This is a genomic window from Brachybacterium aquaticum, assembly GCF_014204755.1.
GTDB lineage: Bacteria > Actinomycetota > Actinomycetes > Actinomycetales > Dermabacteraceae > Brachybacterium > Brachybacterium aquaticum.
In genome coordinates this window covers 3,272,082-3,293,823 of record NZ_JACHLZ010000001.1, presented here as the reverse complement: position 1 = coordinate 3,293,823, position 21,742 = coordinate 3,272,082, and the positions used below count along the sequence as shown (strand labels likewise).

Sequence of the window (21,742 nt, the reverse complement as noted above, 5' to 3'; positions counted from 1 at the left end):
CCGCTCGCGCAGGGAGGCCCGCCCTCATCGCGTCGGTGTCCCTTCGTGGGGCCAGAGGTGTCGGTCCGCTCATCGTGTCACTCCGTTGTCGGCTGGTCGGGTGGGTAGAGTTCTAGCCTCTGCCGACCAGACTTCCCGGCTCACCGTCGACAGATCCGAGGGCCGGACCGCCGTCGGTGCAGACTAGCAGGATTCCCCGGGATGCCCGGACGCAGGGCCTCCTCAGAAGCGCGTCGGCGCCACGAAGTCGCGGGGCTTGACCAGCACCACCGGCACCGGCGACTCGATCGCGACGCGCTGGGAGGTGGAGCCCAGCAGGATCTTCCCGATCGGGGTGCGCTTGCGGATGCCGAGCACGGCCAGGACGGTGTCCTCGTGGTGCTCGATGGCGTCGAGGATGTCGTCGGCCGGGTCGTCGCGCTTGGGGACGGTGCGCAGCTCGAAGGCGAGCCCCGTCTCCTCCAGGCGCTCCTGGAGCGGGCGCAGATCGGTGACCCCGCGCGCCTTGCGGGGGTCGGGGGCGCGCTCCGAGGCCAGGACGAGCAGGCTCGCGTCGCGGCGCGCGGCCTCCTCGACGGCGAACTCGAAGGCGGCCTCGCTGGTGGCGCTGGGGACGTAGGCCAGCAGGACGGTGGGCATGGTGTCTCCCTCGTGGGTCAGGGGGTCGGGACGGGGCTCAGTGACCGAGGTCGTCGGGGTGGCGGAAGCGGGTGCGACGCGCCTTGACGGCGCTGTTGTAGAACCACGTGATGATGTACAGCAGCAGGCCGATGCCGAGCAGACCGCCGGCGATCACGTAGTTCTGCGTGGGCTGGGCGATGGGGCTGACCAGCAGGAAGGACGTGATCGCGCCGATCACCGGCAGCACCGTGGGGGTGCGGAAGTGACGGGCATCGACCTTGTCCTTGCGCAGCACCAGCACGGCGATGTTGACCAGGCCGAACACGGTCAGCAGCAGCAGCGCCGTGGTGCCGCCGAGGGCGCCGATGGTCTCCTCGGCCAGCACGAAGCGCACCGTGAACACGAGCACGAAGGCGAGCAGGGTGGAGAAGACGATGCCGGCCCAGGGGGTGCGGCGGGTCTTCAGCACGCCCCGCAGGAAGCCGGGCAGCACGCCCTGCTTGGCCATGCCGTAGAGCAGGCGGGAGGCCATCATCATGTTGATCAGCACCGTGTTGGCGACCGCGAAGATCGAGATGAACGCGAAGATCGTGTCGATCGGGATGCCGGGGGCACCGTGCTCGACCACGGTGAGCAGCGGGGTGGTGGCGCTGGTCAGCTCACCGATCGGCACCACGGCCACGGCCAGCACGGAGATCAGCACGTAGATGCAGCCGGTGATCGACAGGCCGCCGATGAGGGCCTTGGGGAAGTTCTTGACCGGGTCGACGGTCTCCTCGGCCATGTTCACCGAGTCCTCGAAGCCGACCATGGAGAAGAACGCCAGCGCCGTCGCGCCGATGACCGCCATGAACAGGCTCTTGTCGCCCTGGGTCTCGAACAGGATCACGCGGGAGAAGTCCGCCTGGCCCCGGGAGATCGCGAAGAAGCCCACCAGGATCACGAGGGTCAGACCGCTCAGCTCGATGAGGGTGAGCGCGACGTTCGCCTTCACCGACTCGGAGACGCCGTACATGTTGATGCAGGCGATCAGGGCGATGAAGAGGATCGCGATGGCGGTGGCGGTGCCGGCGGAGGCGCTGCCGAGCGCCTCCTCGAGCCGGAAGGCCTTCAGCACGTTCTCCGCGAGGAAGATCGCGCTGGTGGAGGCCGAGGTGATGCCGGAGGACAGCACCGCGAAGGTCACCATGAAGGTGAGGAAGTGGATGCCGAAGGCCTTGTGCACGTACAGCGCCGCACCGGCGGCCTGCGGGTACTTGGTGACCATCTCGACGTAGGAGAGCGCCGAGACCATCGCGACGGCGAAGGCGATGATGATCGGCAGCCAGCCTGCGCCGCCCACCTCGCCGGCCACGCGGCCGGTCAGGGCGTAGACGCCGGTGCCGAGGATGTCACCGACGATGAACAGGAGCAGGAGCTTGGGCGTGATCGCCTTCTTCAGCTCCGGCTGGTCGGTGCCCGACGGGTGGGTCTCGCCGGCCGCGGCGGGCGCGGACTCGTGGGGCTCGCTCATGGGGATTCCTCCCGGGGAAGGCAGGGACAGGAGTCGCCGGCGGGAGCGTGACGGGCCCGGGGAGCGGACCCGTCGCCGCGGGGATCCCGGCCGGCGGTGCAGGCACTCTACTCCCCGGTGATCGCCCTCACAGTATGCGCGGGGGTGCGTCGGCCCCGGTGGTGACGCTCTCCGCGCGTCCGACGGGGCCGCCCTCGCCCCTGCCGGGGTTCGTCCGGGCGTCCTTGTCGCCGTCCTTGCGAGCGTCCTTGGGGCGGTCCTTGCGAGAGTCCTTGTCGCCGTCCTCGTCGGCGTCACGGCTGCGGGAGTCCAGGCGCAGGGTCTGCACCCACTGCCGGGAGGCGTCGGAGCTGATCGCCATCACGCCGAGCGCGGAGGCCCCCGCGCCCACCAGGAGCGAGTGGGCGACGTCGCCGAGCATGGAGCTGGCCACGACCAGGCGCGCGAAGGCGTCGACCGTGAACAGGGCCATCAGCGCGATCCTGGCCCAGCGGCTGCGGCGCAGCACCCCGATCTGGAGCACGAGCAGCGCGGCGGCGAAGACGGTGGAGAGCACCAGGCTGTCCGGGTCCGGCAGCACGAGCGCCAGGTCCGGGAATCGCTCGGTGAGGTCGATGCCGCCGCCCACGAGCGACCACTGCACCGCCACCAGCACGGATTGGAGCAGCACGAGCGCTCCGGTGAAGATCACCGAGGGCGGGGGCAGGTGGTGGTCGGCGGCCCGGGCGATCGCCTCGTGGAAGTCGTCGACGGTCCCCTGCCACTGGGCGCTGATCTCGTCGGCGACCTCGGCGCGGCTGCCGCCGCCGCGGGTGGCGTGCAGGGCGGTCTGGGTGGCGGCGCGGGCGCGGGACTTCATCACGGACGTGCCCGTCGGCCGATGGCGCGCGAGCATCATGGCGCTCGCGCCGTCGGAGCGGGCGGCGGCGCCGGCCACGTCGATCACGGGCAGGTGGCCGTCGGTGCGGAAGCGGTCGCCCTGGCCGTTGCGGTCGTGGTACGAGGTGGAGAAGTCCTGGATGAGGTCGACCTGGATCACCGGGTCGGCGTAGCGGACCGTGTCCACGAGGTAGTCGCGCTCGACGTCGATGTTCTCGTCGATGCGGTGGGTGATCTGCAGGGTGAAGAAGGAGAATCCGACCGCACGGTCGTAGGTGCCGGCCGCGAGCCAGTCGGTGCGGTAGCCGCCCGGGAGCACGAAGTCCGGCGGCATCCGCCAGAAGCGCACGTGGTGGCGCTTGTCGGTGGTGCCGCCCACCTCCTGCTGGTAGGTGAAGTCGTGGCGGCGCCCCATGAGGTACAGGTCCGAGACGGGGGCGGCCGGGTAGGAGCGGCGGGTGAGGGTGGAGCGGACCATCGACCAGGCCGAGGAGAGGGTGCGCTCCTCGGCGAGCACCCAGCCCGCCCGTCGCAGCGCCACGTGGAGGTCCTTCTCGGGACCGTCCAGGGCGATGTTGATCGGGTCCGAGAGCACGCCCTCGGTGGTGCGGGTGCGGCCGAAGAAGTAGTCCGGGAGGTAGATCCAGGTCATCAGCTGGTGCAGGCGCGGGAGGGTGATGTAGGTCAGCAGGACCCAGAAGCCCAGCAGGTACAGCAGCCGCACCGGGGTCAGGGAGAAGCCCTCGACCAGGTACAGCAGCGCCAGCCAGATCGCGACCACCACGCCCGCGGCGATGAAGAGGTTGTCCAGCAGCGCGTACAGCTCGAAGCGCCGCCCCTGCGGGGTGTGGCCGCGGGCGTGGTCGTGGAGTGTCCCCGATTTTTCGGAGTGTGGTTTAGGCTGCGATTCCTGTGAGTGTGCGATGTCCTTTGTCCCATTCGGCTGGGGTGAGGTATCCCAGGTGTGAATGGCGGCGCTGTCTATTGTAGTAGTGTTCGATCCAGGTGAAGGTCTCTTTCCGCAATGTGGACAGGTTTACCCAGGGGCGGGTGTGGATGAGTTCCTTTTTGTAGGTCGCGAAGAAGGACTCGGCGACGGCGTTGTCGAAACAATCCCCGGTGCGACCCACGGAACGCCGGATGTGGTGGTCCTTACAGTACGTGGCGAATTCGGCCGATGTGAATTGAGACCCGCGGTCGCTGTGAAAGATGATTCCGGCCGGTGGCCGGCGGCGCGCGATAGCCAGCGTCAGTGCCTCGATGACAAGGTCGGTGCGCATGTGGTCGGCCAGTGCCCAGCCCACAACGGCTCGGGAGTGCAGGTCGATGACTATGGCCAGATACGCCCAGCCGTTCCAGGTCTTGATGTAGGTGATATCGGAACACCACTTCTGGTTCGGCCGCTCGGCTGTGAAGTCGCGCCCGATCAGGTCTGGGGCCGGCGCCGGGTCCGGGCCGCTGGTGGTCGTGCGCTTCCAGGCACGGGGGTGGCGTCCGCGCAGCCCGGCGGCCTGCATGAGGCGAGCGACGCGATTCTTGCCGACCCGTTCGCCCAGGGCGCACAGCTCGGCATGGATCCGTCGAACACCAGGGTTGCCGCGCAGCCGCCGGTAGGCCTCGGTGATGATCGCCAACAGGCGATCGTTGTCCTGATCGCGTGGGCTGGGCCCCCGGCCACGCCAGGCATAGAACCCGGAGGGCGACACGGCCAACTGCTTGCACATGAAATCCACCGGATACTCGTCACGGTCAGCCCAGTCCGCGATCGCGGCGTACTTCACCGCTGGTCTTTCGCGAACCAGGACGCTACTTTTTTTGCGAACTCCGCCTCCATGCGGGCGTGTTTGACTTCCTCCCGAAGCCGGATCAGTTCCTCGCGTTCGCTCTCTGACAGTGGCTTCTCGGGACGTTTCCCGCTCGAGTCACGCGCCTTCTTCACCCATTTACCCAACGTCATCTCGTGCACGCCGATATTCCTGGCGGTCTCGGCGATGCTGTGGCCATCATCCAGGACCAAGCCTACCGCGGACGCCTTGTACTCCTCCGTGAACGATCTCCTCGTCGAACCCATCACGACTTCCTTTCAGTTCAGAAAGGAATCACGACTTACCCCAACTATCCACCAAACCGGGGACGGTCCATCGTACTCCGGAGCGGTGGCGGGGACGGGCCGCTCCAGGGGCGCCAGGCGCAGCGGACGTGCCGGCGTCATGCGACGCGCGCCGGGCTGCAGGAGCTCATGAGCACCATCGTAGGGCCGAGGGCCTGATCGCCCACGGGCCGCCCGCGCCCAGCCCCGTCGGCCGACGGCGCCCGGCTCCGCCGGGCTCCCCCGCAGAGTCCCGTCAGGCGTGGGGCGTACTCTCGTCCCCGACCCGACGCCCCTCCCCGGAAGGACCCCCGATGTCCCCTGTGACCTCCGTGCCCCTGAACGACGGCCGCTCCATCCCCCAGCTCGGCTACGGGGTGTTCAAGGTCGACCCCGACGTGACCGCCGACGTCACCGGCCAGGCGCTTCGCGCCGGCTACCGCCACATCGACACCGCCAAGGTCTACGGCAACGAGTCCGGCGTGGGCCGGGCGCTGCGCGAGTCGGGTCTGGACCGCGAGGACGTCTTCGTGACCACCAAGCTGTGGGACGACGCCCATGCGCACGACGACGCGATCGCCGCCTGCGAGACCTCCCTGCAGGAGCTGGGCCTCGAGCAGATCGACCTCTACCTCATCCACTGGGCCGCCCCCTCGCAGGGGAAGTACCTCGAGGCGTGGAAGGCGCTCATCGAGCTGCGCGAGCGGGGCCTGGTGCGCTCCATCGGCGTCTCGAACTTCCCCCTCCCCCAGCTCGAGGAGATCATCGAGGCCACCGGCGTGGTGCCCGCGGTCCACCAGATCGAGCTGCACCCCTACTTCCCCCAGCACGAGCTGCGCGAGGCCCACGCCCGCCACGGCATCGTCACCGAGTCCTGGGGCCCGCTCGGCCAGGGCAAGTCCGACCTGCTGGAGAACGAGGTGATCACCTCCGTCGCGCAGGCGCACGGCGCCTCCCCCGCGCAGGTCGTGCTCGCCTGGCACCTCGCGCACGGCATCGTCGCGCTGCCGAAGTCGGTCACCCCGGAGCGCATCGTGGAGAACCTCGCCGCTGCGGAGCTCGAGCTCTCGGCCGACGAGATCGCTGCGATCGACGGCCTGGATCGCGGCCCCGCCGGTCGCGGCGGCACGGATCCGTCGAGCAAGTGACGGTCGGCTGAACGGTCCGGCGCGGTCCGTTCCACCGACGGCGCCGGACCGCAGCCTGTTGATGCAGGGGCTCCCGCTACGAGCTCCAGCGCATTCATCGAATCCCGGCCCCAAGTGCTGTCGCACGAACGATGGTGTGGAGGTGGACCGCGACGTGCTGGCGATATCGATAGCTCACTCCGAAGCGTGCGCCGACACCGGGCACGCCTGGTGCGGCGCAGAGGACATCTGCGCCGACATGGCACAGCGAGCCAGCTCCGCCCTTGCACGAGCCGATGAAGCATCGAGCTTCGATGCTGGACAGCTAACCTTGCGTTTCGAGCGCCAGATGCCCGACGAATCGTGGCCCACGGCAGCCCTGTTCGCTGTCGCCGAAAGGCTCCTCGTCGCACAACCGAATATCGACGGCGCCTTCCGGACCATCGCAGCCACCACAGCCTTGGCACGACTCGCAGAACGCGGCGTCGATGCGGACTGGGTCCTGCGCGAGCAGTTCGGCCCTTCGCTCCTCCGCGCGATCATCCTGGCCTCCGTGGGCGTGTGGAACCGGATGCGGATCGGAGAGATCGCCTGGCAACAGGTGCCGGAGCTGCACGGATGGTTGCGGCTGATCGCCGACGAAGTCCCTGATGAGTACACCCCCGAGAAAGACCTGCCTCGTCTCATCACGACCTGTCTCGCCGGGGATACATATGCACAGGGAGCGGAGTGGCTCATGGAGGCGAGCACATCCGACATCGTCGCCTGGCGGCTCGGCGACCACTTCTCCTCGCCGCCTCTGCAGGAGGACATGCGCAGAGCAGGCGGCCGCACTGCGCGACGCTGGCTGGCCGAGAGGTTCACTCGGACCTACCTTCACGACTGGAGCCCCGAATCGCTGGACTGGGAGACTGCCTTCCTCGAGAATCCCAGGGCTGTTTCCCACCGCGTCGGAATACCTGCATCGACGCTTGAGGAGCGCGCGGTCACAGGTGATCAGATCTCCGCTGCCACGAGCATGCATGTTCTCGAGGCTCTCGGAGAAGTGCTACCCGGGATGGACAAGGGCGAACTGCTCGATCGCTCATTGCGGCTGCTCGAGACTCGGAAGCTGAAGGAGGCCGTAGCCTTGAGCCGCGCCGCACTCGACAACAGGCCGTCGGACGAAGATCTTCGCGCCCTGAACGCCTTCTGCGAGATCCCCACGGACCCCTCACGAAGCCTGCGCACCATCCTCGAGCTCGACTCTCCTCGATGGATGGGGACCGCAGTGCGAGCCGTGAACGTCATCTGCTGCCGCTCTCTCGACGTGAAGAGCGCTCACGTGGAGACGGGGCGGATTCAAGCGGTGGGCGCAAGGAACTCTGCGAGCTTCTCTGATGGTGTCAGATAGCCCAGTGTCTTGCGGGGGCGTCCGTTGAGGCTGTCCTGGATCGCGTCCAACTTCTCGCGGCTGACGACGCTCAGGTCGGTGCCTTTGGGCAGGTACTGGCGCAGCAGGCCGTTGGTGTTCTCGTTGCTCCCCCGCTGCCAGGGCGAGTGGGGATCGCAGAAGTAGATCGGGATTCCTGTGGCGATGGTGAACGCGGCGTGCTTGGACATCTCCGCGCCTTGGTCCCAGGTGATCGTTCGGATCAACGAGGGCGGCAGCTTGCTGATTGCGGCGCGCATCGCGGCCTCGACCTGCTCGGCGCTCTTGCCGTCGGGCAGGTGCAGCAGCAGTGTCATTCGCGTCGAGCGCTCAACGAGCGTGCCGACGGCGCTGCGGCTGCCCTCGCCGAGGATGAGATCACCTTCCCAGTGGCCTGGCACGCCGCGGTCGTCGGCTTCTGCGGGGCGTTCGCTGAGCATGACCATGCCGGGGATGCGGCCGCGACCGTCCGTGGTTCGGCGGGGCTTGCGGGCCGCTCTTCCGGACCGCAGGCACCGCGCCAGCTCACGGCGCAGTTCGCCTCGGCCCTGCACGAACAGCGACTGGTAGATCGTCTCGTGGCTCACGCGCATCTCCGGGTCGTCGGCGTGATCCAACCGTAGGCGCGCCGCGATCTCCTCAGGTGACCACAGTTGCTCCAGCCGGCTGGCGACCTCCTCGAGCAGCCGGCCCGACGCAAGCTTGAACGGCTTCGGTCGACGTGCCTGCTCGCGGGCACGTTCATGACCACGCCACGCCGAGTAGCCGCAGCGACCCCCGCCGCGCTTCACCTCACGGCTGACGGTCGACACCGCACGCCCCAGCTGCTCGGCGATCGCGGTGAAGGTATCGCCACGATTGATCCCCAGCAGGATCTGCTCGCGCTCGTGGATCGTCAGACAGCCCTGACGTGGCTCCCACCCGAACGGCCTGGCGTCAAGGTGCCTGCCGGTGCGGGCCATGATGCCGACCATCGGCGCGCTGCAGCCGATCTCTTTCGCGATGTCGACCAGCCGCCAGCCCTTCCCGTGCAGCCTGAGCCCGAGCTGCTTCTGCTCCCGGCTGAGATGACCGTGCCTGCCCTGCATCCGGATCCTCCTGTGATCAGTGACTGCCTCATCTCACAGGACTCGTTGCACTGACCGCTTGAATCCGCCCGGGCATAGCCGCTCTTGACCTCTCGCTACCTGGATCCGAGGACCGCGCCTGGCTGTGGGACCCGCGAACGCTCCGCACAGACCCCCCTGTCATCTTCGCCAGCCCCTCGGAGTGGGCGTCACTCGCACGAAGGGCTTGAACTCACCGTGCTCAGTTGCGGATCTGCGCCGCGATGGCTGCGATGGGAAGGACGAGCTGCAGCTCTTCGACGGGCGACTCAAGGGCATCGGTGTGCCTCAGGTAGAACTGCTTCGCAGCGTGATCGCGGCAGTGGATCAACATCGCTGCTGCACCGATGGAGTCACTGGCCTGCACCGAGCGGGTCATGGCATCCCTGAGGAGCGCGGCACCCACGCCCTTGCCCTGGGCGCGCCGATCGACGGCCAGCCTGGCGAGGAGGACACAGGGGATCGGATTCGGACGATGCTTCGAGAAGGCTTCTGTCGTCTCCTCGTGAGCGACTCCCGCCGCCGCAATCGCGTAGTAGCCGACGACGACCTCGTTCATCATCGCGACATAGGTGACCGCGTTGTTCGCTCGCTGGTTCTGCCAGGCGAACTTCCTCAACCACGTGTCGAGCTCATCCGCCCCGCTATGGAACGACGAGCGGTCATCACCCTTCTCAAGACGCCTCGGCGCCTGCAGCACACCAACGGTCATCAGAAAGCACTCACGCCCCGTGGAGAAGTTCGGCCTGTACGCACTGGTGCACGATCAATCATCCAGCTCGAACGGCGCATCGAAGAGCGCGGGCCGAGCGAACAGTTCTGCCAGCTTCTCCGTCCGCGGCTTCCTGTCGAGCGCATCGACGAACTTGGCATAGGTCTCGGAGTCCACCTCGAACCACCGACGGTCGGCCAGGACCTTCTCTGCCTGCTCGACCGCGCTTCCGAGAACGAAGTCCGACAGAGTCGAGTCCTCGGTCTCTGCGGCGCGCCGCAGCACGGACTCCTGGTGCTCAGTGACACGAAGATTGATTCGCGAGCTCTTGGTCGCAGGCATGGAAGGCTCTCCTGATCGAAACACATGCCCGCAAGGGGCTCCGGCCTCGGCACTATCGAGGCGTACAGACAATGTACACACGACTTTGCGTGCGCGCAACGAGTTTCGTCACCGACCAGGCAGCCGTCACATCCCGGACCGAAATCCCAGGTGGAGCGGTGGGAAAGCGCGGCTCAGTAGTACACCGCGAGCGGCCCCGTCGGCCCCTCGACGACCTGCACCGGGGTGTCGAACACGCGGGAGAGCACCTCGCCGTCCATGATCCGCTCCACGGGGCCGGCCTCGACCACGGCGCCGTCCTTCATCGCGATGATGTGGTCGGCGTAATGGGCGGCGAAGTTGATGTCGTGCAGCACCACCACGATGGTGCGGCCCAGCTGCCGGGCGGCGTCGCGCAGGCGCCCCATCATCTGCACGCTGTGGCGCATGTCGAGGTTGTTCAGCGGCTCGTCCAGCAGCACGTACTCGGTGTCCTGGGCGAGGACCATGGCGACGTAGGCGCGCTGGCGCTGGCCGCCGGAGAGCTGGTCGAGGTAGCGGTCCTCGAGGTCGTCGAGGTTCAGGAAGTCGATGGCCTCGGTGATCTTCTGCTCGTCGAGCTTCGTCAGGCGCCCCTTGGAGTAGGGGAAGCGGCCGAAGCCCACCAGCTGGCGCACGGTGAGGCGGGTGATGAAGTGGTTCTCCTGGCGCAGCACCGAGAGGATCTTGGCGAGGTCCTTGGAGGCGGTGGAGGAGACGTCGTAGCCGGCCACCTCGATCACGCCCTCGTCGATGCCGAGCAGGCGCCCCACCATGGTCAGCAGGGTCGACTTCCCGGCGCCGTTCGGCCCCACGAGGGCCGTCACGCCGCCTTCGGGGATGGCGGTGGTGACCGGGCCGATGTCCACGGTCCCGGTGGCGGATCGGTACTGCTTGCGCACCGCGTCGATGGTGATCACAGGCGCCCCTTCCTCATGATGACGATCAGGAACACGGTCCCGCCGACGAGTTCGATGATGACGGACACGACGCCCTGCGCGTAGAACACGTGGTTCATGACGAAGTAGGCGCCGGCGAGGACGACGAAGCCGACGAGCGCCCCGAGCGGGAGCAGGCGCCGGTGGTCGTGGGTCCCCGCGAGCTGGTAGGTGAGGGTGGCGACCAGGAACCCGAAGAAGGTCATGGGGCCGACGAGGGCGGTGGAGACCGCCATCAGGATCGAGACCAGGACGAGCGCGACGATGGTCTGGCGGCCGTGGTCCACGCCCACGTTGATGCACACGTCGCGTCCGAGCGCGATGACGTTCAGGGTCCGCGCGTTCAGCCAGATCAGCAGCGCCGCGACGACCACGAGCGGGATCGCGTAGGGCAGGTACTCGGCGCTGGCGTTGCTGATGGAGCCGAACAGGCGCGCGGAGAGCACGTCGAACTCGCTGGGCGACAGGAGTCGCTGCATGAAGGTGGAGACCGCGCCGAGACCGCCGCCGAGGATGATGCCCACTAGGAGCATCACCTGGATGTTCGCGTAGCGGCCGCGCAGCAGCCAGCCGTAGAGCAGCAGGGAGAAGCCGACCATCGCCGCGACCTGGGCGAGGAACTGTCCCGGCCCCTGCAGGGCCGCGATCCCGGCCACGCCGAGGATGTACACGGCGGCGGTCTGGATGACCGTGTACAGCGACTCGAAGCCCATGATCGAGGGGGTGATGATGCGGTTGTTGGTGACGGTCTGGAAGGTGATCGTCGCGACCGCCTGGCAGACGGCGACCACCGCCATCACCACGAGCGACGTGATGCGCAGCTCGGCGATCAGCCAGAAGCCGGGGGTGCCCACCGGCATGGGGTTGCCGATCGCGAGCAGGCCGAGGGCGAGGCCCGCGGCGGCCACGATCATCACCACGAGCATGATCCGGTAGCGGCGGCGAGCCTTCTGGTCGGCGAAGGCGCCGGAGCCGCCGCGCACGCGGTGCGGGGCGGCGAGCGGGCCGAGGTCCCCCGCCACGTCCGACGGGGCGGTGCTCAGCTCGACCGGGGCCTCCTCGACGGCCCGTCCCAGGCGCCGCTCAGCCATGTCGGCGCTGCCGCATCAGGAGGGCGATGAACACGACCGCGCCCACGATCCCGAGGATCAGGGAGACGGGCACCTCGAAGGGCATGATGATCGTGCGGCCGATGAGGTCGCAGACGGTGACGATCGCGATGCCGAGCAGGCACACCCAGGGCAGGTTGGAGCGCAGGTCATCACCGCGGATCATCGAGACCACGTTGGGCACGATGAGTCCGAGGAAGGGCAGGTTGCCGACCACGACGGTGACCACGCCCGCGGCGATCGCGACCAGGCCCGTGCCCATCAGCACCACGCGGCGGTAGTTCACGCCGACGTTGGTGGCGATGTCCTCGCCGAGGCCCGCGACGGTCAGCCGGTCGGCCACCAGGAACACCGCCACGCCCACGGCCAGCACGATCCACAGCACCTCGTAGCTGCCGCGCAGCACGGAGGTGAAGGAGCCGGCGAACCACACCCCGAGGGTCTGCAGCGCGTCGAACTGGAGTGCGATGAAGGTGGAGAGCGACCCGACCACGGCGCCGAGCATGATGCCGATGATCGGGACGATCAGGGAGCTGCGCAGCGTGACCCGGCGCAGGAACAGGAAGAAGATCATCGTCCCCACGAAGGAGAACAGGATCGCCACGCTCATCCGGGTCAGCAGCCCCGCGCCGGGGGCGATCACCATGACGAGGATCAGTCCGAGGCCCGCCCATTCGGTGGTGCCGGTGGTGGTCGGCTCGACGAAGCGGTTCTGCGTCATCAGCTGCATGATCAGGCCCGACATCGCCATGGCGGCTCCGGCGAGGACCAGCGCGATGGTGCGCGGGATGCGGGTGACCTGGAACATCTCCGCGCCCGCCTCACCGCCGACCACGTCGTAGACGCCGGTGAACAGGGAGGCGACCAGCAGCAGCGCGACGATCACGATGCCGATGACGAGCTTGCCGTCGACGAGGCGCTCGCGGCGCCGGGAGGGGGCCGCGGCGGAGGCGTCGGGCGGGACGTCGGACGGCACGCCGGGCGAGGCGCCGGGCGACGCGCTGGACGAGGCGCCGGGCGACGCGCTGGACGAGGCGCCCGGCGACGCGGCGGGTGAGGGGGTGGACATTCAGTGCTCCTGGGAAGGGCGGGCGGCCGACGGGCCCGCCGGGTCGGCGGGGCGGCGCGTCGGCCGTCCGACGGGGTGCCCCGCGGCATGCCGCACGGCGGGCCGGACCGGGAGGGTCCTGCCCGCCGTGCGGCGGTCGTCGAGGTGTCTCGTGGCGGTGCTGTTCTCTGTGGCGCGGGGGTCTGCAGTGCAGGAACGCGCTGCAGCAGGCGGCGGAGCCCTCAGGCCTTGGCCTCGAGCGCCTCCGCGAAGGCGTTGAAGAACTCGGTGAAGGTCTGGATCGACTCGTTGGTGTAGGTGTCCGCGGGCATGTAGACGATGTTGCCCTCGGCCACGGCCGTGACGCCGGCGAGCGCGTCGGAGCTCTCGAGCAGCTCGTTGGCGGGCTTGTAGGCGGGGTCGTCGGCCGCGACGGCCGCATCGCGGTCCATCACCAGGATCCAGGTGGGGTTCGAGGAGGCGATCGCCTCGACGGAGATGTCGTCGCCCTCGTGGTCGTCGCTGGCACCCTCGACCTCGAGCGCGGGCACCAGGCCCAGCGCGTCGAAGGCCCAGCCCAGGGTGCGGCCGGCGCCGGGGGCGATGTAGCCGATCTCGCCGCCGGAGGTGTTCACGGCCATGACGGTGTCGGAGCCGTTGTAGGCGGCGGTGACGCGCTCGATAGCGGCGTCGAGGTCGGCGCCGAGGGTCTCGGCCTCGGTCTGCTTGGAGAAGATCTCGCCGAGCACGGAGATCTGGCGCTTGAGCTCGTCGGCGAAGGGCTGGTCCTCGCGGGGGTCGAGCTCGAGGACCACGGCCTCGGGGGCGAGCTTCACGAAGTCGTCGTGGTAGTCGACGAAGCGCTGGCCGTTGATGATCAGGGTCGGCTCGGCGGCGACGACGGCCTCGAGGTCGGGCTCGCGGTGGTTGCCGAGGTCGATGATCGACTCGTCGTCCTTGTAGGGGTTGGTGACCGGCATCAGGGCCCGGGCCGCGGCGGTGAGGGTGACGCCCCAGTCGGAGAGGGTCTCGAAGGTGCGGTTGTCGGTGGCGACGACGGACGCCGGCGGGACCTGCACGGTCTGGGTGCCGTTGTTGTCCTCGACCTCGATGGTGCCCGCGGCGGCGCTGTCGGCACCGCCCGCGTCGGAGGAGCTGCCCTCGGCGGCGTCACCCGCGCCGCCGCAGGCGGTGAGGGCGAGGCCGAGCATGCCGGCGGCGGAGAGGGCGCCGAAGCTGCGGCGGGAGAAGGGGATCATGGGAAGGCTTTCTCTCGGCGGGACGCGGCCGACGACCGGTGGTCGGGGGCGCCCCTCGCGGAAGGGACCGGGGTCGATGCCCGGGTGGGGACCCGGCGGCCCGCGGGGCAGGTGCCCGCGGCGACGCCACTGAGGCTAGCCTCACCTCCAAGGTTTTCGCCACTCCAGGCTTGCATTATTCGAATGCTGGACCTGTGATCGTTGGCACAGCGGGTGCGGCGCTCCCGCTAGGGTGGCTCCGACGCCGCGGGTGGGCGCGGCGCAGAACGCAGAAGCACGACGGCGCAGTAGCACGACGGCGCGCGGGGACGCGGCGAAGGGGAGCACGATGACCGATCAGCAGGGCGGCACCGGGCCGCGACTTCCCGACTTCTCCGCGGGGCCCGCGGGCGGCGCCGGGAGCGGCGGCCCCTCCCTCCCGGACTTCTCCCGCGGCGCAGGCGGCACGGGGCAGGGCGGCGGGCCGCACACCCCCTGGGGTGGGGAGAGCGGCGGCGCTGCCGGCAGCGGCCGCCCGAACGGCGGCCCTCCCGGCCGGGGCCCGCGGCTCGCGCTGCTGCTCGGCGGCGTCGGCTGCCTGGTCGTCGCCCTCGTCGTGGTGGCGCTGGTCCTGTCGCAGACCGTCTTCCGCGGAGCGGACGAGGAGGAGACCGCCTCCCCGTCGGCCGGCCCGACGCCCATCGAGGCGCCCTCCACACGCCCGCCGGAGGTCACCGACCCTCCGACGCCGACGGACCAGGATCCCGCCACCCCGGCCGAGGAGCCCACGGTCGCGTGCACCGTGCACGACAACGAGACCGTCACCGCCCAGGAGGACGGCGTCGTGCGCGGCGGCGGCCTCGAGTTCCCGGTCCAGGAGGGCTGGGAGGTGGGCAGCAACTGGGGCTCCCAGGGCTCCTACATGACCGACCAGCACTTCGCCGACCAGCCCGTCGAGGGCGGCTGGTACACCGTCGCCGGGGTCGGCGCCGTCGAGTTCCCCGAGGACGAGGGCGGCTACCCGGGCGCCGAGGAAGCGGCCCGGGCGATCTTCCAGTGCAGCCTCACCCGCGAGCAGGGCGAGGAGATCTACGGCTCCCCCGCCCAGCTGCGGAACCTGCGCGACGAGGCGACGACCATCGACGGGCACGACGCCTGGATCGTCTCGGCCGACGTCGAGATCTCCGATCTCGCGATCCTGCACTCCACCGATGCCTGGCGCCTGGTCGTCATCGTGGTCGACACCCCGAGCGGCCCCGCGGCCTTCGACGGCGGCGCCGCGCTCGGCCACTCCCAGCAGGTCACGGACCTGGAGGCGATGATCGACGGGCTGCGCGTGCTCTGACCCGTCGGCCGCCCCAGAGGGTCTCGTCGGCCGCCGCGCGCACGATCCCGCAGAACTTCTCTCCCCCAGGGTGTCGATTCCGCCCCACCCCGTTCGTCATAGTGGTGTCCGGACCGCACGGCTCGGTCGACACATCGAACGAGGAGTCACCATGAAGTACGTGCTGCTGATGATGGGAAATCTGGCCGACGACCGCTGCGGCGAGGCCGAGGAGGGCCCCGGCGAGGAGGACTTCATCGCCTTCGACGCCGAGCTCGAGAAGGCCGGGGTGCTGGCCGGCGGCTTCGCCCTGTCCGAACCGGAGGAGGGCACGAGCATCACCCGCGCCTCGGCCGAGGCGGAGCCGGTGATCACCGCCGGCCCCTACACGGAGAGCCGGGAATTCGTGGGCGGGACGATCATCCTCGACGTGCCGTCCCTCGACGAGGCCCTGGCCTGGGCGGCGAAGTGCCCGGGCGCGATCGGCGGACGCGTCGAGGTGCGCCCGCTGGTCGAGTACTGAGCGGCCGGGCGGGAGCGGCGGACGAGGGGCGGGGCGCGATGGACGCGCCGGACCCGGCGGGCGCGACGGGCGCAGCCGACGACGTGCTCGCCCGGGTCCACCGCGAGGAGCACAGCCGGCTGCTGGCCACCCTCGTGCGCCGCTTCGGGGATCTCGACCTCGCCGAGGACGCCGCCTCGGAGGCGATGGAGGCCGCCCTGCGCGCCTGGCCCGCGCAGGGCGTCCCCCGCGTGCCGCTCGCCTGGCTGACGACCGCCGCGACCCGCGCGGCCCTGGACCGGGTGCGCCGCGACGGGGTGCTCGCCCGGCGCCTGGCGGAGCTGCACCTCGAGGAGGGCGCCGGCTCCGGGCCGTGGCCCGACGGACGCCTCGCGAGCCCGGGCAGCGGAGCGGACGGCCGGGCCGACCGGAGCCCCGTCGAGTCGGCGGTGCTCGCCCGGGGCGACCTGCCCGACGAGCGGCTCGCGATGCTCATGGGCTGCTGCCATCCGGCGATCGCCCCCGCGGACCGGATCGCGCTCATGCTCCGCTTCGTCGGGGCGATGACCACCGCCGAGGTCGCCCAGGCCCTGCTGCTCCCGGTGCCCACGCTGCAAGCGCGGATCACCCGGGCGAAGAAGCGCATCGCCGTGAACCGCATCCCGCTCACCGTCCCCGAGGACGCGGGTGAGCGGGCGCGGCGCCTCCCGCTCGTGCTGCGCGCGATCTCCCTGATCTACACCGAGGGCTACGCCGCGACCAGCGGCGAGACGGTGCTCCGGCGCGAGCTCACCGCCGAGGCGATCCGCCTGGCCCGCATCCTGCACCGACTGCTGCCCGGCGCGGCGGAGACCCAGGGGCTCCTGGCCCTGCTGCTGCTCACCGAGGCCCGCTCCCCCGCCCGCGAGGAGACGGACGGCACGCCGATCCCGCTCGAGGACCAGGACCGCTCGCTGTGGTACCGCGACCTGATCGAGGAGGGGCTGCCCCTCGTGGAGGAGGCGGCGGGGCGCGAGGACGCCGGCCGCTTCACGCTCCAGGCCGCGATCGCCGCCCTGCACGCCGAGGCACCGACCTTCGAGGAGACCGACTGGGCGCAGATCGTGGCGCTGTACTCGATGTTGCTGGGCCTCGGCGAGGACCCGGTGGTGCGGATGAACCGGGCGATCGCCGTGGGGCGCGCCCGCAGTCCGCAGGAGGGCCTGACCCTGCTCGAACAGCTCGCCGACGAGCCGGAGCTGAGCTCCCACGCCCCGTTCCACGCCGCCCTCGCCCTCTTCCACGAGGAGACCGGGCAGCAGGCGCGGGCGGTCGAACACTGGGAGCGAGCGCTCGCCCTCAGCGGCAGCGGCGGCGAGCAGCGCTTCCTCGCCCGCCGACGCGACAGGGCCCGCGCCCGGACCTGACCTGCGAGGTGGCACCTCGGAGGTCGGTCGCGGGCGCGGGCCCCGGAGGCCGCGCGGCGCTTCAGCGGTTCAGCGGCTGCGTGGCTCTGCGGCTCAGCTGCTGGGACTCAGGCGTCGGCCTTGTCCTTGCCCTTGCCGGTGTTGGCGACGAGCAGCGCCGCGGCGATCGCGAGCAGCCAGGAGTCCTTGGCCAGCGCGGTGCCCTCCTGCGAGGGGCGCACGCCGTCGTCCTCGGTCATGCCGGGGGTGCGCAGGTACATCGAGACCATGGAGCCGGAGAAGCCGGCGAGCGCGAGGCCCGCGAGCTTGGTGGGCACGAAGGGCAGCAGCAGGGAGGCGCCCACCGCGATCTCGCCGTAGGAGAGGAACTTGGCGAACTGCTCGGGGGTCAGCTTGCCCAGCGGCGGCACGCCCTGCGCGGCCATGCCCTGGAGGTACTGGGCGGTGCCCGCGTCCATGCCGATCTTGCCGATGCCGGAGTTGAGGATGAACGCACCGGGGACGGCGCGGAGGATGGCGGTGCTGAGGCTCATGGGGCTCTCCTGGATCGGATCGTTGCGTTTTCAACTACACGATAGGGGCGGGAGCGCCTCCTGTCGAGTGCCGGGACCGTTCGCGGCGGTGCCGCCGCTCACACCCGGGCGAGGATCTCGCCGTGCAGAAGAGTGAACCACCCATCGGGGTCCGCTGACCAGCGTCGGAAGGTCTCGGCGATCTCCTCGCGCTCGGCCTCGTCGGCCCATCCCTCCCGCTCGAGCTGCGCGGCGAGCGGCGGCGAGGTGATCCGGCCCGCCCAGCTGGCAGCCCAGCTCTCGCGGCTCTCCGGGGTCGCGTACAGCCAGGTGGAGGTCGAGGGCTCGACGTCCGTGAAGCCGGCCGCGTGGGCCCATGCCAGCAGGCGCCGCCCGGCGTCGGGGGTGCCGCCATTGGTGCGGGCGGCGCGCAGGTACAGCTCGCGCCAGCGGCTGAGCCCAGGCAGATCCGGCCACCAGCGGAAGCCCTCGTAGTCGCTGTCGCGCACGGCGACGAGGCCCCCGGGCCGGGTGACACGCCGCAGCTCGCGGAGCACCCCGACGGGGTCGGCGACGTGCTGGAGGACCTGGTGGGCATGGACCACGTCGAAGGTGCCGTCCTCGAAGGGCAGGTCGTGCGCGTCCCCGACGACGACCTCGGCGCCGGGCCGGGCGTGCCCGTCAGATGCCGCGCCATGGGCCTCGCCGTCGGCCGACGGCTCACCGTTCGCGCCCGGGCAGGCGAGCAGACCCTGCCGGTCGAGCTCGGCGCGGGTGAGGGCCGCGGACTCCTCGGCGACCTCGAGGGCGACCAGGTGCTCGGGGCCGACGAGGCGGGCGAGGTCCGCGGTGATGGTGCCCGCGCCGCTGCCCACGTCGAGCAGGCGCTGGCCGGTGCGCAGGTGGGGCAGGAGATGGGCGGCGGAGTTCGCCGCGGTGCGGGCGCGGTGGCTGCCAAGCGCCGCCTCGCCGTAGCCGTGGGTGTAGGCGGCCATGCGGGTCTCCTCCGTCGAGGGTGTCACTGCGCCTGGGGCGGGGCGCCGCCGCTCGCGAGATGCTGCAGCAGCGCGGTCACCTCGCCGGACCGCGTGCGCTCGGCGACCTTGAAGGTGATGTCCTTGCCGCGGTGGAGCCGCACCCGGATGCGCCCCGAGAGCAGACGGGTCTCGAGCTCGGCGCCGGCGACGTCGGCCGCGGGGACCTCCCGCAGGATCTTCCAGCGGTTCCAGGGCAGGTCCTTGGTGACCAGCACTCGTCGGTCGGTGATGATCAGCAGCGGGAAGGTGTCGTCGCTCTGGCCGCCGACGGCGACGTCGTGCACCGTCTCGTCCGGCAGCAGGATCCGCTCGGGCAGGTCGATGTCGTGGAGGCCGCCACCGATCCCCGCGTTGCGCTGCATCGCCGCTCGGTACGTCTGCGCCGAGCGGGTGGCTCCTGCCGCGGCGACGTGGTCCTGCATCGCCTGCTGCGCACCCCCGGCCCTGTGCTGCTCCTCGAGCGCACGCTTGCCCTCGGCCGCCATCTTCATGGTCTCGCGCCATCCTCGTGCCATGGCGCCACCCTATGCGGCATCGGCCGACGGGGCCGGGAGATCTGGAGCAGCTGATCGGGAGGAGTGCGGGAGCAGTTCGGGGCATGGGGAGGGCATGGCGAGGAGAGGGGAGGACATGGGGAGTACTCCCCATTCACCCCGTCCAGCCGCGCACCTAAGGTGGGTCGCGCGGCGCCGGGGTGGCGGCGCGCACCAGAGGACGAGACGGGCGGAGCGGGGCACGATGGGATTCCAGGGAGCCGATACCGAGCAGCTGCGGACCCACCGCGAGCTGCTTCGCACGCGGGCGCAGTCGCTGTCGGAGCTGCGGGAGCGGCTCGAGCCGGCGGTGATGGACGAGAGCATCTGGCGGGGGCCGGATGCGGAGGCCTTCCGCGCGCGCTGGTCCTCGGAGACGGCGTTGCTGTTCTCCGAGGTCACCAGCGGGCTGGGCGAGAGGTCCGGGGAGCTGGAACGGCACGCGGACGAGCAGGACGAGGCCTCCGCGGGTGACGGCGGCGGAGTCTCCGGGGGCGACGGCGGCGGCTCGGGGCAGCAGGGCGGGGTCCCGGGCCGGCAGGGCGGGCCGCTCCGCGCCCAGGACGAGCCCTCGCTGTGGGACCGGATCACCGACGGCCTCGGGGTCTACAACAAGCTCCAGGGCCTGTTCTCCAAGGGGAAGAAGGTCTGGGACATCCTCTCGGACATCCGCACCTCGACCCGCTTCCTCGAGGGCGCCCAGGACATCTTCCAGGTCGCCGCGGGCACCTTCCTGTACGGCCAGAAGATGACCGACGCGGCGTTCTCCGCCGGCAAGGAGTTCGGGGGCCTGGCCGGCAAGCTGCTCGGCAAGCTCGGCGTGCCCACCGGCTTCGGCACCACGAACTTCTTCGGCTGGGTCGACGACGCGGCCCGGTGGGCCGGCGACGCGATGCCCTTCCTCTCGAAGGCCGCCCCATGGGTGGGCAAGGCCCTGCCGGCGCTCGACGTCGGCTTCGGTCTGCACCAGATGGTGGACGGCATCAACAGCGGCGACACCTTCAGCGCCGTCACCGGCGGCGCGAATGCGCTGGGCGGCGGGCTCATGCTCGCCGGCGGCGCGCTGTCCACCACGGGCGTCGGCGCGGTCGTCGGCGGGCCGCTGATGGCCGCGGGCGCGATCATCTCCGGCGGTGCGGCCCTGGCCGATGTGGGCAGGATGGTCTACGACAACTGGGACGGGATCACCGAGACCGCCTCGAACGTATGGAACGGGGCCGTCGAGGGGGCGTCGAACGCCTGGAACGGGCTCGCCGAGGGCGCCGGCAACCTCTGGGACGGCCTCACGGGCGCCTTCGGCTGACCCCTGCCCGACCCCCTCCCGGACCTCGCGGTCCCCCGCAGCACCTTCCGCCCCACCACCCAGAAGCCCACGACCCACCACAGGGAGCTCCGTCCATGACCCAGCCCGCACAGTCCCCGGCCGAGCCCACGATCACCGAGCGCGACATGCTCGGCGCGATGGAGGTGCTCTCGGGCGCCTCCGCGGAGCCGACGATCCTGCTGACGCTCACGGATGAGGAGATCATGGCGCTGGACGGCGCCTCCGCCCTCGAGCTGCTGGGCAGCCCCTACGTCTCCCAGGACGAGGTCGATGCCGAGGCGTCGGCCGCCGCAGCGCTGCGCTCGCTCGTGGCCCGCGCGATGGTGTTCACCGGCACCGAGGGGCGAGAGGAGGAGGGCGACGTGCTCAGCGGACCCGGCGACCCCGCGCAGCGCCCGGTCCAGCTGGACCGTCGCCTGGCCGGGGTGATCGCGCTGCGCCGCATCCCCGAGGGCATGGTGACCTCGCAGCGCACCCTCGCCGGCGGCACCACGACTCTGGCCCACTACTTCTACCCCAGCGGCGGCGTGCTCGAGGAGTACGTGACCATCGACGGCTTCCACCACTTCGCGGTGCCGGAGCTCGCCACGGTGGCCGAGCGGATCCGTGCCTTCACCGACCCCTTCGAGGTCGCGAGCGAGGACGGCCAGCCGCAGGCACTCCCGCTGCAGGAGGCCGTGGCCGCACTCGAGAACGAGGACACCCGCGCGCTGACCGTGGTCACCGCCGTCACCGACGGCGCGAGCCGGCGCGCGACGGTGGGTGCCACCTCGCAGGCGGTGCTGGTGCTGGACAACGGCCCGCTGGACCGTGAGCCCGCCCCGACCGAGACGGTCCAGGTCTCCGAGGTCTCCTCCGAGGCCCTGCGGACCGTGCTCGACGTGATGCTGCCGCGCGAGGCGGACGACGAGGCCGACGCGACGCCCGAGGGCTGATCGCCCCGTCGGCCGATC

22 protein-coding genes are annotated in these 21,742 nt (G+C 70.5%); 7 read left to right on the top strand and 15 right to left on the bottom strand.

Annotation, left to right across the window (positions count from 1 at the left end; all coding sequences use genetic code 11):
• Positions 1-222: 222 nt before the first annotated feature.
• The 5 genes from HNR70_RS14815 to HNR70_RS15650 form a co-directional block, all read right to left on the bottom strand.
• Positions 223-639, bottom strand: a complete 417-nt coding sequence (locus tag HNR70_RS14815) for a universal stress protein (protein WP_184326331.1) — start codon at positions 637-639, stop codon at positions 223-225.
• Between the two features lie 37 nt (positions 640-676).
• A complete protein-coding gene (locus tag HNR70_RS14810; protein ID WP_184326330.1) occupies positions 677-2,134 on the bottom strand; it encodes an APC family permease in 1,458 nt (485 codons plus the stop codon).
• Positions 2,135-2,261: 127 nt separating this feature from the next.
• Complete coding sequence (locus tag HNR70_RS16300) at positions 2,262-3,797, bottom strand: LssY C-terminal domain-containing protein (RefSeq protein ID WP_312857691.1); 1,536 nt, start codon at positions 3,795-3,797, stop codon at positions 2,262-2,264.
• 112 nt (positions 3,798-3,909) lie between these two features.
• Complete coding sequence (locus HNR70_RS14800) at positions 3,910-4,794, bottom strand: IS3 family transposase (protein WP_221421069.1); 885 nt, start codon at positions 4,792-4,794, stop codon at positions 3,910-3,912.
• On the bottom strand, positions 4,791-5,084 hold the full coding sequence (locus HNR70_RS15650) for a transposase (RefSeq protein WP_221421070.1): 294 nt from the start codon (positions 5,082-5,084) through the stop codon (positions 4,791-4,793). The genes HNR70_RS14800 and HNR70_RS15650 overlap by 4 nt, the downstream gene beginning before the upstream one ends.
• A gap of 332 nt (positions 5,085-5,416) precedes the next feature.
• Here HNR70_RS15650 and HNR70_RS14795 point away from each other — a divergent pair, with 332 nt between their 5' ends.
• Complete coding sequence (locus HNR70_RS14795) at positions 5,417-6,250, top strand: aldo/keto reductase (protein WP_184326329.1); 834 nt, start codon at positions 5,417-5,419, stop codon at positions 6,248-6,250.
• Positions 6,251-6,392: 142 nt separating this feature from the next.
• Positions 6,393-7,622, top strand: coding sequence for a hypothetical protein (locus tag HNR70_RS14790; protein WP_184326328.1), 1,230 nt, complete (start codon positions 6,393-6,395; stop codon positions 7,620-7,622).
• Here HNR70_RS14790 and HNR70_RS14785 read toward each other — a convergent pair.
• From HNR70_RS14785 to HNR70_RS14755, 7 genes are all read right to left on the bottom strand, one after another.
• Positions 7,571-8,728: an IS30 family transposase gene (locus HNR70_RS14785; RefSeq protein ID WP_184325325.1), complete on the bottom strand. Its 1,158-nt coding sequence runs from the start codon at positions 8,726-8,728 to the stop codon at positions 7,571-7,573. The two genes, HNR70_RS14790 and HNR70_RS14785, sit on opposite strands and share 52 nt — an antisense overlap.
• Positions 8,729-8,948: 220 nt before the next feature.
• The gene (locus HNR70_RS14780) at positions 8,949-9,458 is read right to left on the bottom strand and encodes a GNAT family N-acetyltransferase (protein ID WP_184326327.1); all 510 of its coding nucleotides are present in this window, start codon (positions 9,456-9,458) and stop codon (positions 8,949-8,951) included.
• Positions 9,459-9,512: 54 nt separating this feature from the next.
• On the bottom strand, positions 9,513-9,800 hold the full coding sequence (locus tag HNR70_RS14775) for a type II toxin-antitoxin system TacA family antitoxin (protein ID WP_184326326.1): 288 nt from the start codon (positions 9,798-9,800) through the stop codon (positions 9,513-9,515).
• Positions 9,801-9,973: 173 nt separating this feature from the next.
• The gene (locus HNR70_RS14770; protein ID WP_184326325.1) at positions 9,974-10,738 is read right to left on the bottom strand and encodes an iron ABC transporter ATP-binding protein; all 765 of its coding nucleotides are present in this window, start codon (positions 10,736-10,738) and stop codon (positions 9,974-9,976) included.
• Positions 10,735-11,847 (bottom strand): iron chelate uptake ABC transporter family permease subunit, encoded by a 1,113-nt coding sequence (locus HNR70_RS14765; RefSeq protein WP_184326324.1) that lies wholly within the window; start codon positions 11,845-11,847, stop codon positions 10,735-10,737. The genes HNR70_RS14770 and HNR70_RS14765 overlap by 4 nt, the downstream gene beginning before the upstream one ends.
• Positions 11,840-12,934, bottom strand: a complete 1,095-nt coding sequence (locus HNR70_RS14760; protein ID WP_184326323.1) for an ABC transporter permease — start codon at positions 12,932-12,934, stop codon at positions 11,840-11,842. Before HNR70_RS14760 ends, HNR70_RS14765 begins: the two co-directional genes overlap by 8 nt.
• A gap of 221 nt (positions 12,935-13,155) precedes the next feature.
• Positions 13,156-14,172, bottom strand: a complete 1,017-nt coding sequence (locus HNR70_RS14755; RefSeq protein ID WP_184326322.1) for a siderophore ABC transporter substrate-binding protein — start codon at positions 14,170-14,172, stop codon at positions 13,156-13,158.
• Between the two features lie 328 nt (positions 14,173-14,500).
• On the opposite strand from HNR70_RS14755, the gene HNR70_RS14750 reads away from it, so the two are divergent.
• The 3 genes from HNR70_RS14750 to HNR70_RS14740 all read left to right on the top strand — a co-directional run bounded on the left by HNR70_RS14750 (position 14,501) and on the right by HNR70_RS14740 (position 17,383).
• Complete coding sequence (locus HNR70_RS14750; protein ID WP_184326321.1) at positions 14,501-15,496, top strand: hypothetical protein; 996 nt, start codon at positions 14,501-14,503, stop codon at positions 15,494-15,496.
• A gap of 151 nt (positions 15,497-15,647) precedes the next feature.
• Positions 15,648-15,998, top strand: a complete 351-nt coding sequence (locus HNR70_RS14745; RefSeq protein WP_184326320.1) for a YciI family protein — start codon at positions 15,648-15,650, stop codon at positions 15,996-15,998.
• A 38-nt stretch (positions 15,999-16,036) separates the two neighbouring features.
• A complete protein-coding gene (locus HNR70_RS14740) occupies positions 16,037-17,383 on the top strand; it encodes an RNA polymerase sigma factor (protein ID WP_184326319.1) in 1,347 nt (448 codons plus the stop codon).
• A 107-nt stretch (positions 17,384-17,490) separates the two neighbouring features.
• On the opposite strand, the gene HNR70_RS14735 is transcribed toward HNR70_RS14740, so the two are convergent.
• The 3 genes from HNR70_RS14735 to HNR70_RS14725 form a co-directional block, all read right to left on the bottom strand.
• On the bottom strand, positions 17,491-17,916 hold the full coding sequence (locus HNR70_RS14735; protein WP_184326318.1) for a DoxX family protein: 426 nt from the start codon (positions 17,914-17,916) through the stop codon (positions 17,491-17,493).
• 98 nt (positions 17,917-18,014) lie between these two features.
• Positions 18,015-18,890 (bottom strand): methyltransferase domain-containing protein, encoded by an 876-nt coding sequence (locus HNR70_RS14730; protein ID WP_184326317.1) that lies wholly within the window; start codon positions 18,888-18,890, stop codon positions 18,015-18,017.
• Positions 18,891-18,913: 23 nt separating this feature from the next.
• Positions 18,914-19,447, bottom strand: a complete 534-nt coding sequence (locus HNR70_RS14725; RefSeq protein ID WP_184326316.1) for a PH domain-containing protein — start codon at positions 19,445-19,447, stop codon at positions 18,914-18,916.
• Positions 19,448-19,670: 223 nt separating this feature from the next.
• Here HNR70_RS14725 and HNR70_RS14720 point away from each other — a divergent pair, with 223 nt between their 5' ends.
• Both HNR70_RS14720 and HNR70_RS14715 read left to right on the top strand, forming a co-directional pair.
• Positions 19,671-20,768 carry a hypothetical protein gene (locus HNR70_RS14720; protein ID WP_184326315.1) on the top strand — a complete coding sequence of 366 codons (1,098 nt, stop codon included), beginning with the start codon at positions 19,671-19,673 and terminating at the stop codon, positions 20,766-20,768.
• 95 nt (positions 20,769-20,863) lie between these two features.
• Complete coding sequence (locus HNR70_RS14715) at positions 20,864-21,724, top strand: hypothetical protein (protein WP_184326314.1); 861 nt, start codon at positions 20,864-20,866, stop codon at positions 21,722-21,724.
• Positions 21,725-21,742 lie beyond the last annotated feature (18 nt).

Bases quoted from the DNA above. Each gene is read 5' to 3' on its own strand.
- HNR70_RS14815 (WP_184326331.1), bottom strand. From the start codon at position 639: ATGCCCACCGTCCTGCTGGCCTACGTCCCCAGCGCCACCAGCGAGGCC.
- HNR70_RS14810 (WP_184326330.1), bottom strand. From the start codon at position 2,134: ATGAGCGAGCCCCACGAGTCCGCGCCCGCCGCGGCCGGCGAGACCCAC.
- HNR70_RS15650 (WP_221421070.1), bottom strand. From the start codon at position 5,084: ATGGGTTCGACGAGGAGATCGTTCACGGAGGAGTACAAGGCGTCCGCG.
- HNR70_RS14795 (WP_184326329.1), top strand. From the start codon at position 5,417: ATGTCCCCTGTGACCTCCGTGCCCCTGAACGACGGCCGCTCCATCCCC.
- HNR70_RS14785 (WP_184325325.1), bottom strand. From the start codon at position 8,728: ATGCAGGGCAGGCACGGTCATCTCAGCCGGGAGCAGAAGCAGCTCGGG.
- HNR70_RS14780 (WP_184326327.1), bottom strand. From the start codon at position 9,458: ATGACCGTTGGTGTGCTGCAGGCGCCGAGGCGTCTTGAGAAGGGTGAT.
- HNR70_RS14775 (WP_184326326.1), bottom strand. From the start codon at position 9,800: ATGCCTGCGACCAAGAGCTCGCGAATCAATCTTCGTGTCACTGAGCAC.
- HNR70_RS14765 (WP_184326324.1), bottom strand. From the start codon at position 11,847: ATGGCTGAGCGGCGCCTGGGACGGGCCGTCGAGGAGGCCCCGGTCGAG.
- HNR70_RS14760 (WP_184326323.1), bottom strand. From the start codon at position 12,934: ATGTCCACCCCCTCACCCGCCGCGTCGCCGGGCGCCTCGTCCAGCGCG.
- HNR70_RS14755 (WP_184326322.1), bottom strand. From the start codon at position 14,172: ATGATCCCCTTCTCCCGCCGCAGCTTCGGCGCCCTCTCCGCCGCCGGC.
- HNR70_RS14750 (WP_184326321.1), top strand. From the start codon at position 14,501: ATGACCGATCAGCAGGGCGGCACCGGGCCGCGACTTCCCGACTTCTCC.
- HNR70_RS14745 (WP_184326320.1), top strand. From the start codon at position 15,648: ATGAAGTACGTGCTGCTGATGATGGGAAATCTGGCCGACGACCGCTGC.
- HNR70_RS14740 (WP_184326319.1), top strand. From the start codon at position 16,037: ATGGACGCGCCGGACCCGGCGGGCGCGACGGGCGCAGCCGACGACGTG.
- HNR70_RS14735 (WP_184326318.1), bottom strand. From the start codon at position 17,916: ATGAGCCTCAGCACCGCCATCCTCCGCGCCGTCCCCGGTGCGTTCATC.
- HNR70_RS14730 (WP_184326317.1), bottom strand. From the start codon at position 18,890: ATGGCCGCCTACACCCACGGCTACGGCGAGGCGGCGCTTGGCAGCCAC.
- HNR70_RS14725 (WP_184326316.1), bottom strand. From the start codon at position 19,447: ATGGCACGAGGATGGCGCGAGACCATGAAGATGGCGGCCGAGGGCAAG.
- HNR70_RS14720 (WP_184326315.1), top strand. From the start codon at position 19,671: ATGGGATTCCAGGGAGCCGATACCGAGCAGCTGCGGACCCACCGCGAG.
- HNR70_RS14715 (WP_184326314.1), top strand. From the start codon at position 20,864: ATGACCCAGCCCGCACAGTCCCCGGCCGAGCCCACGATCACCGAGCGC.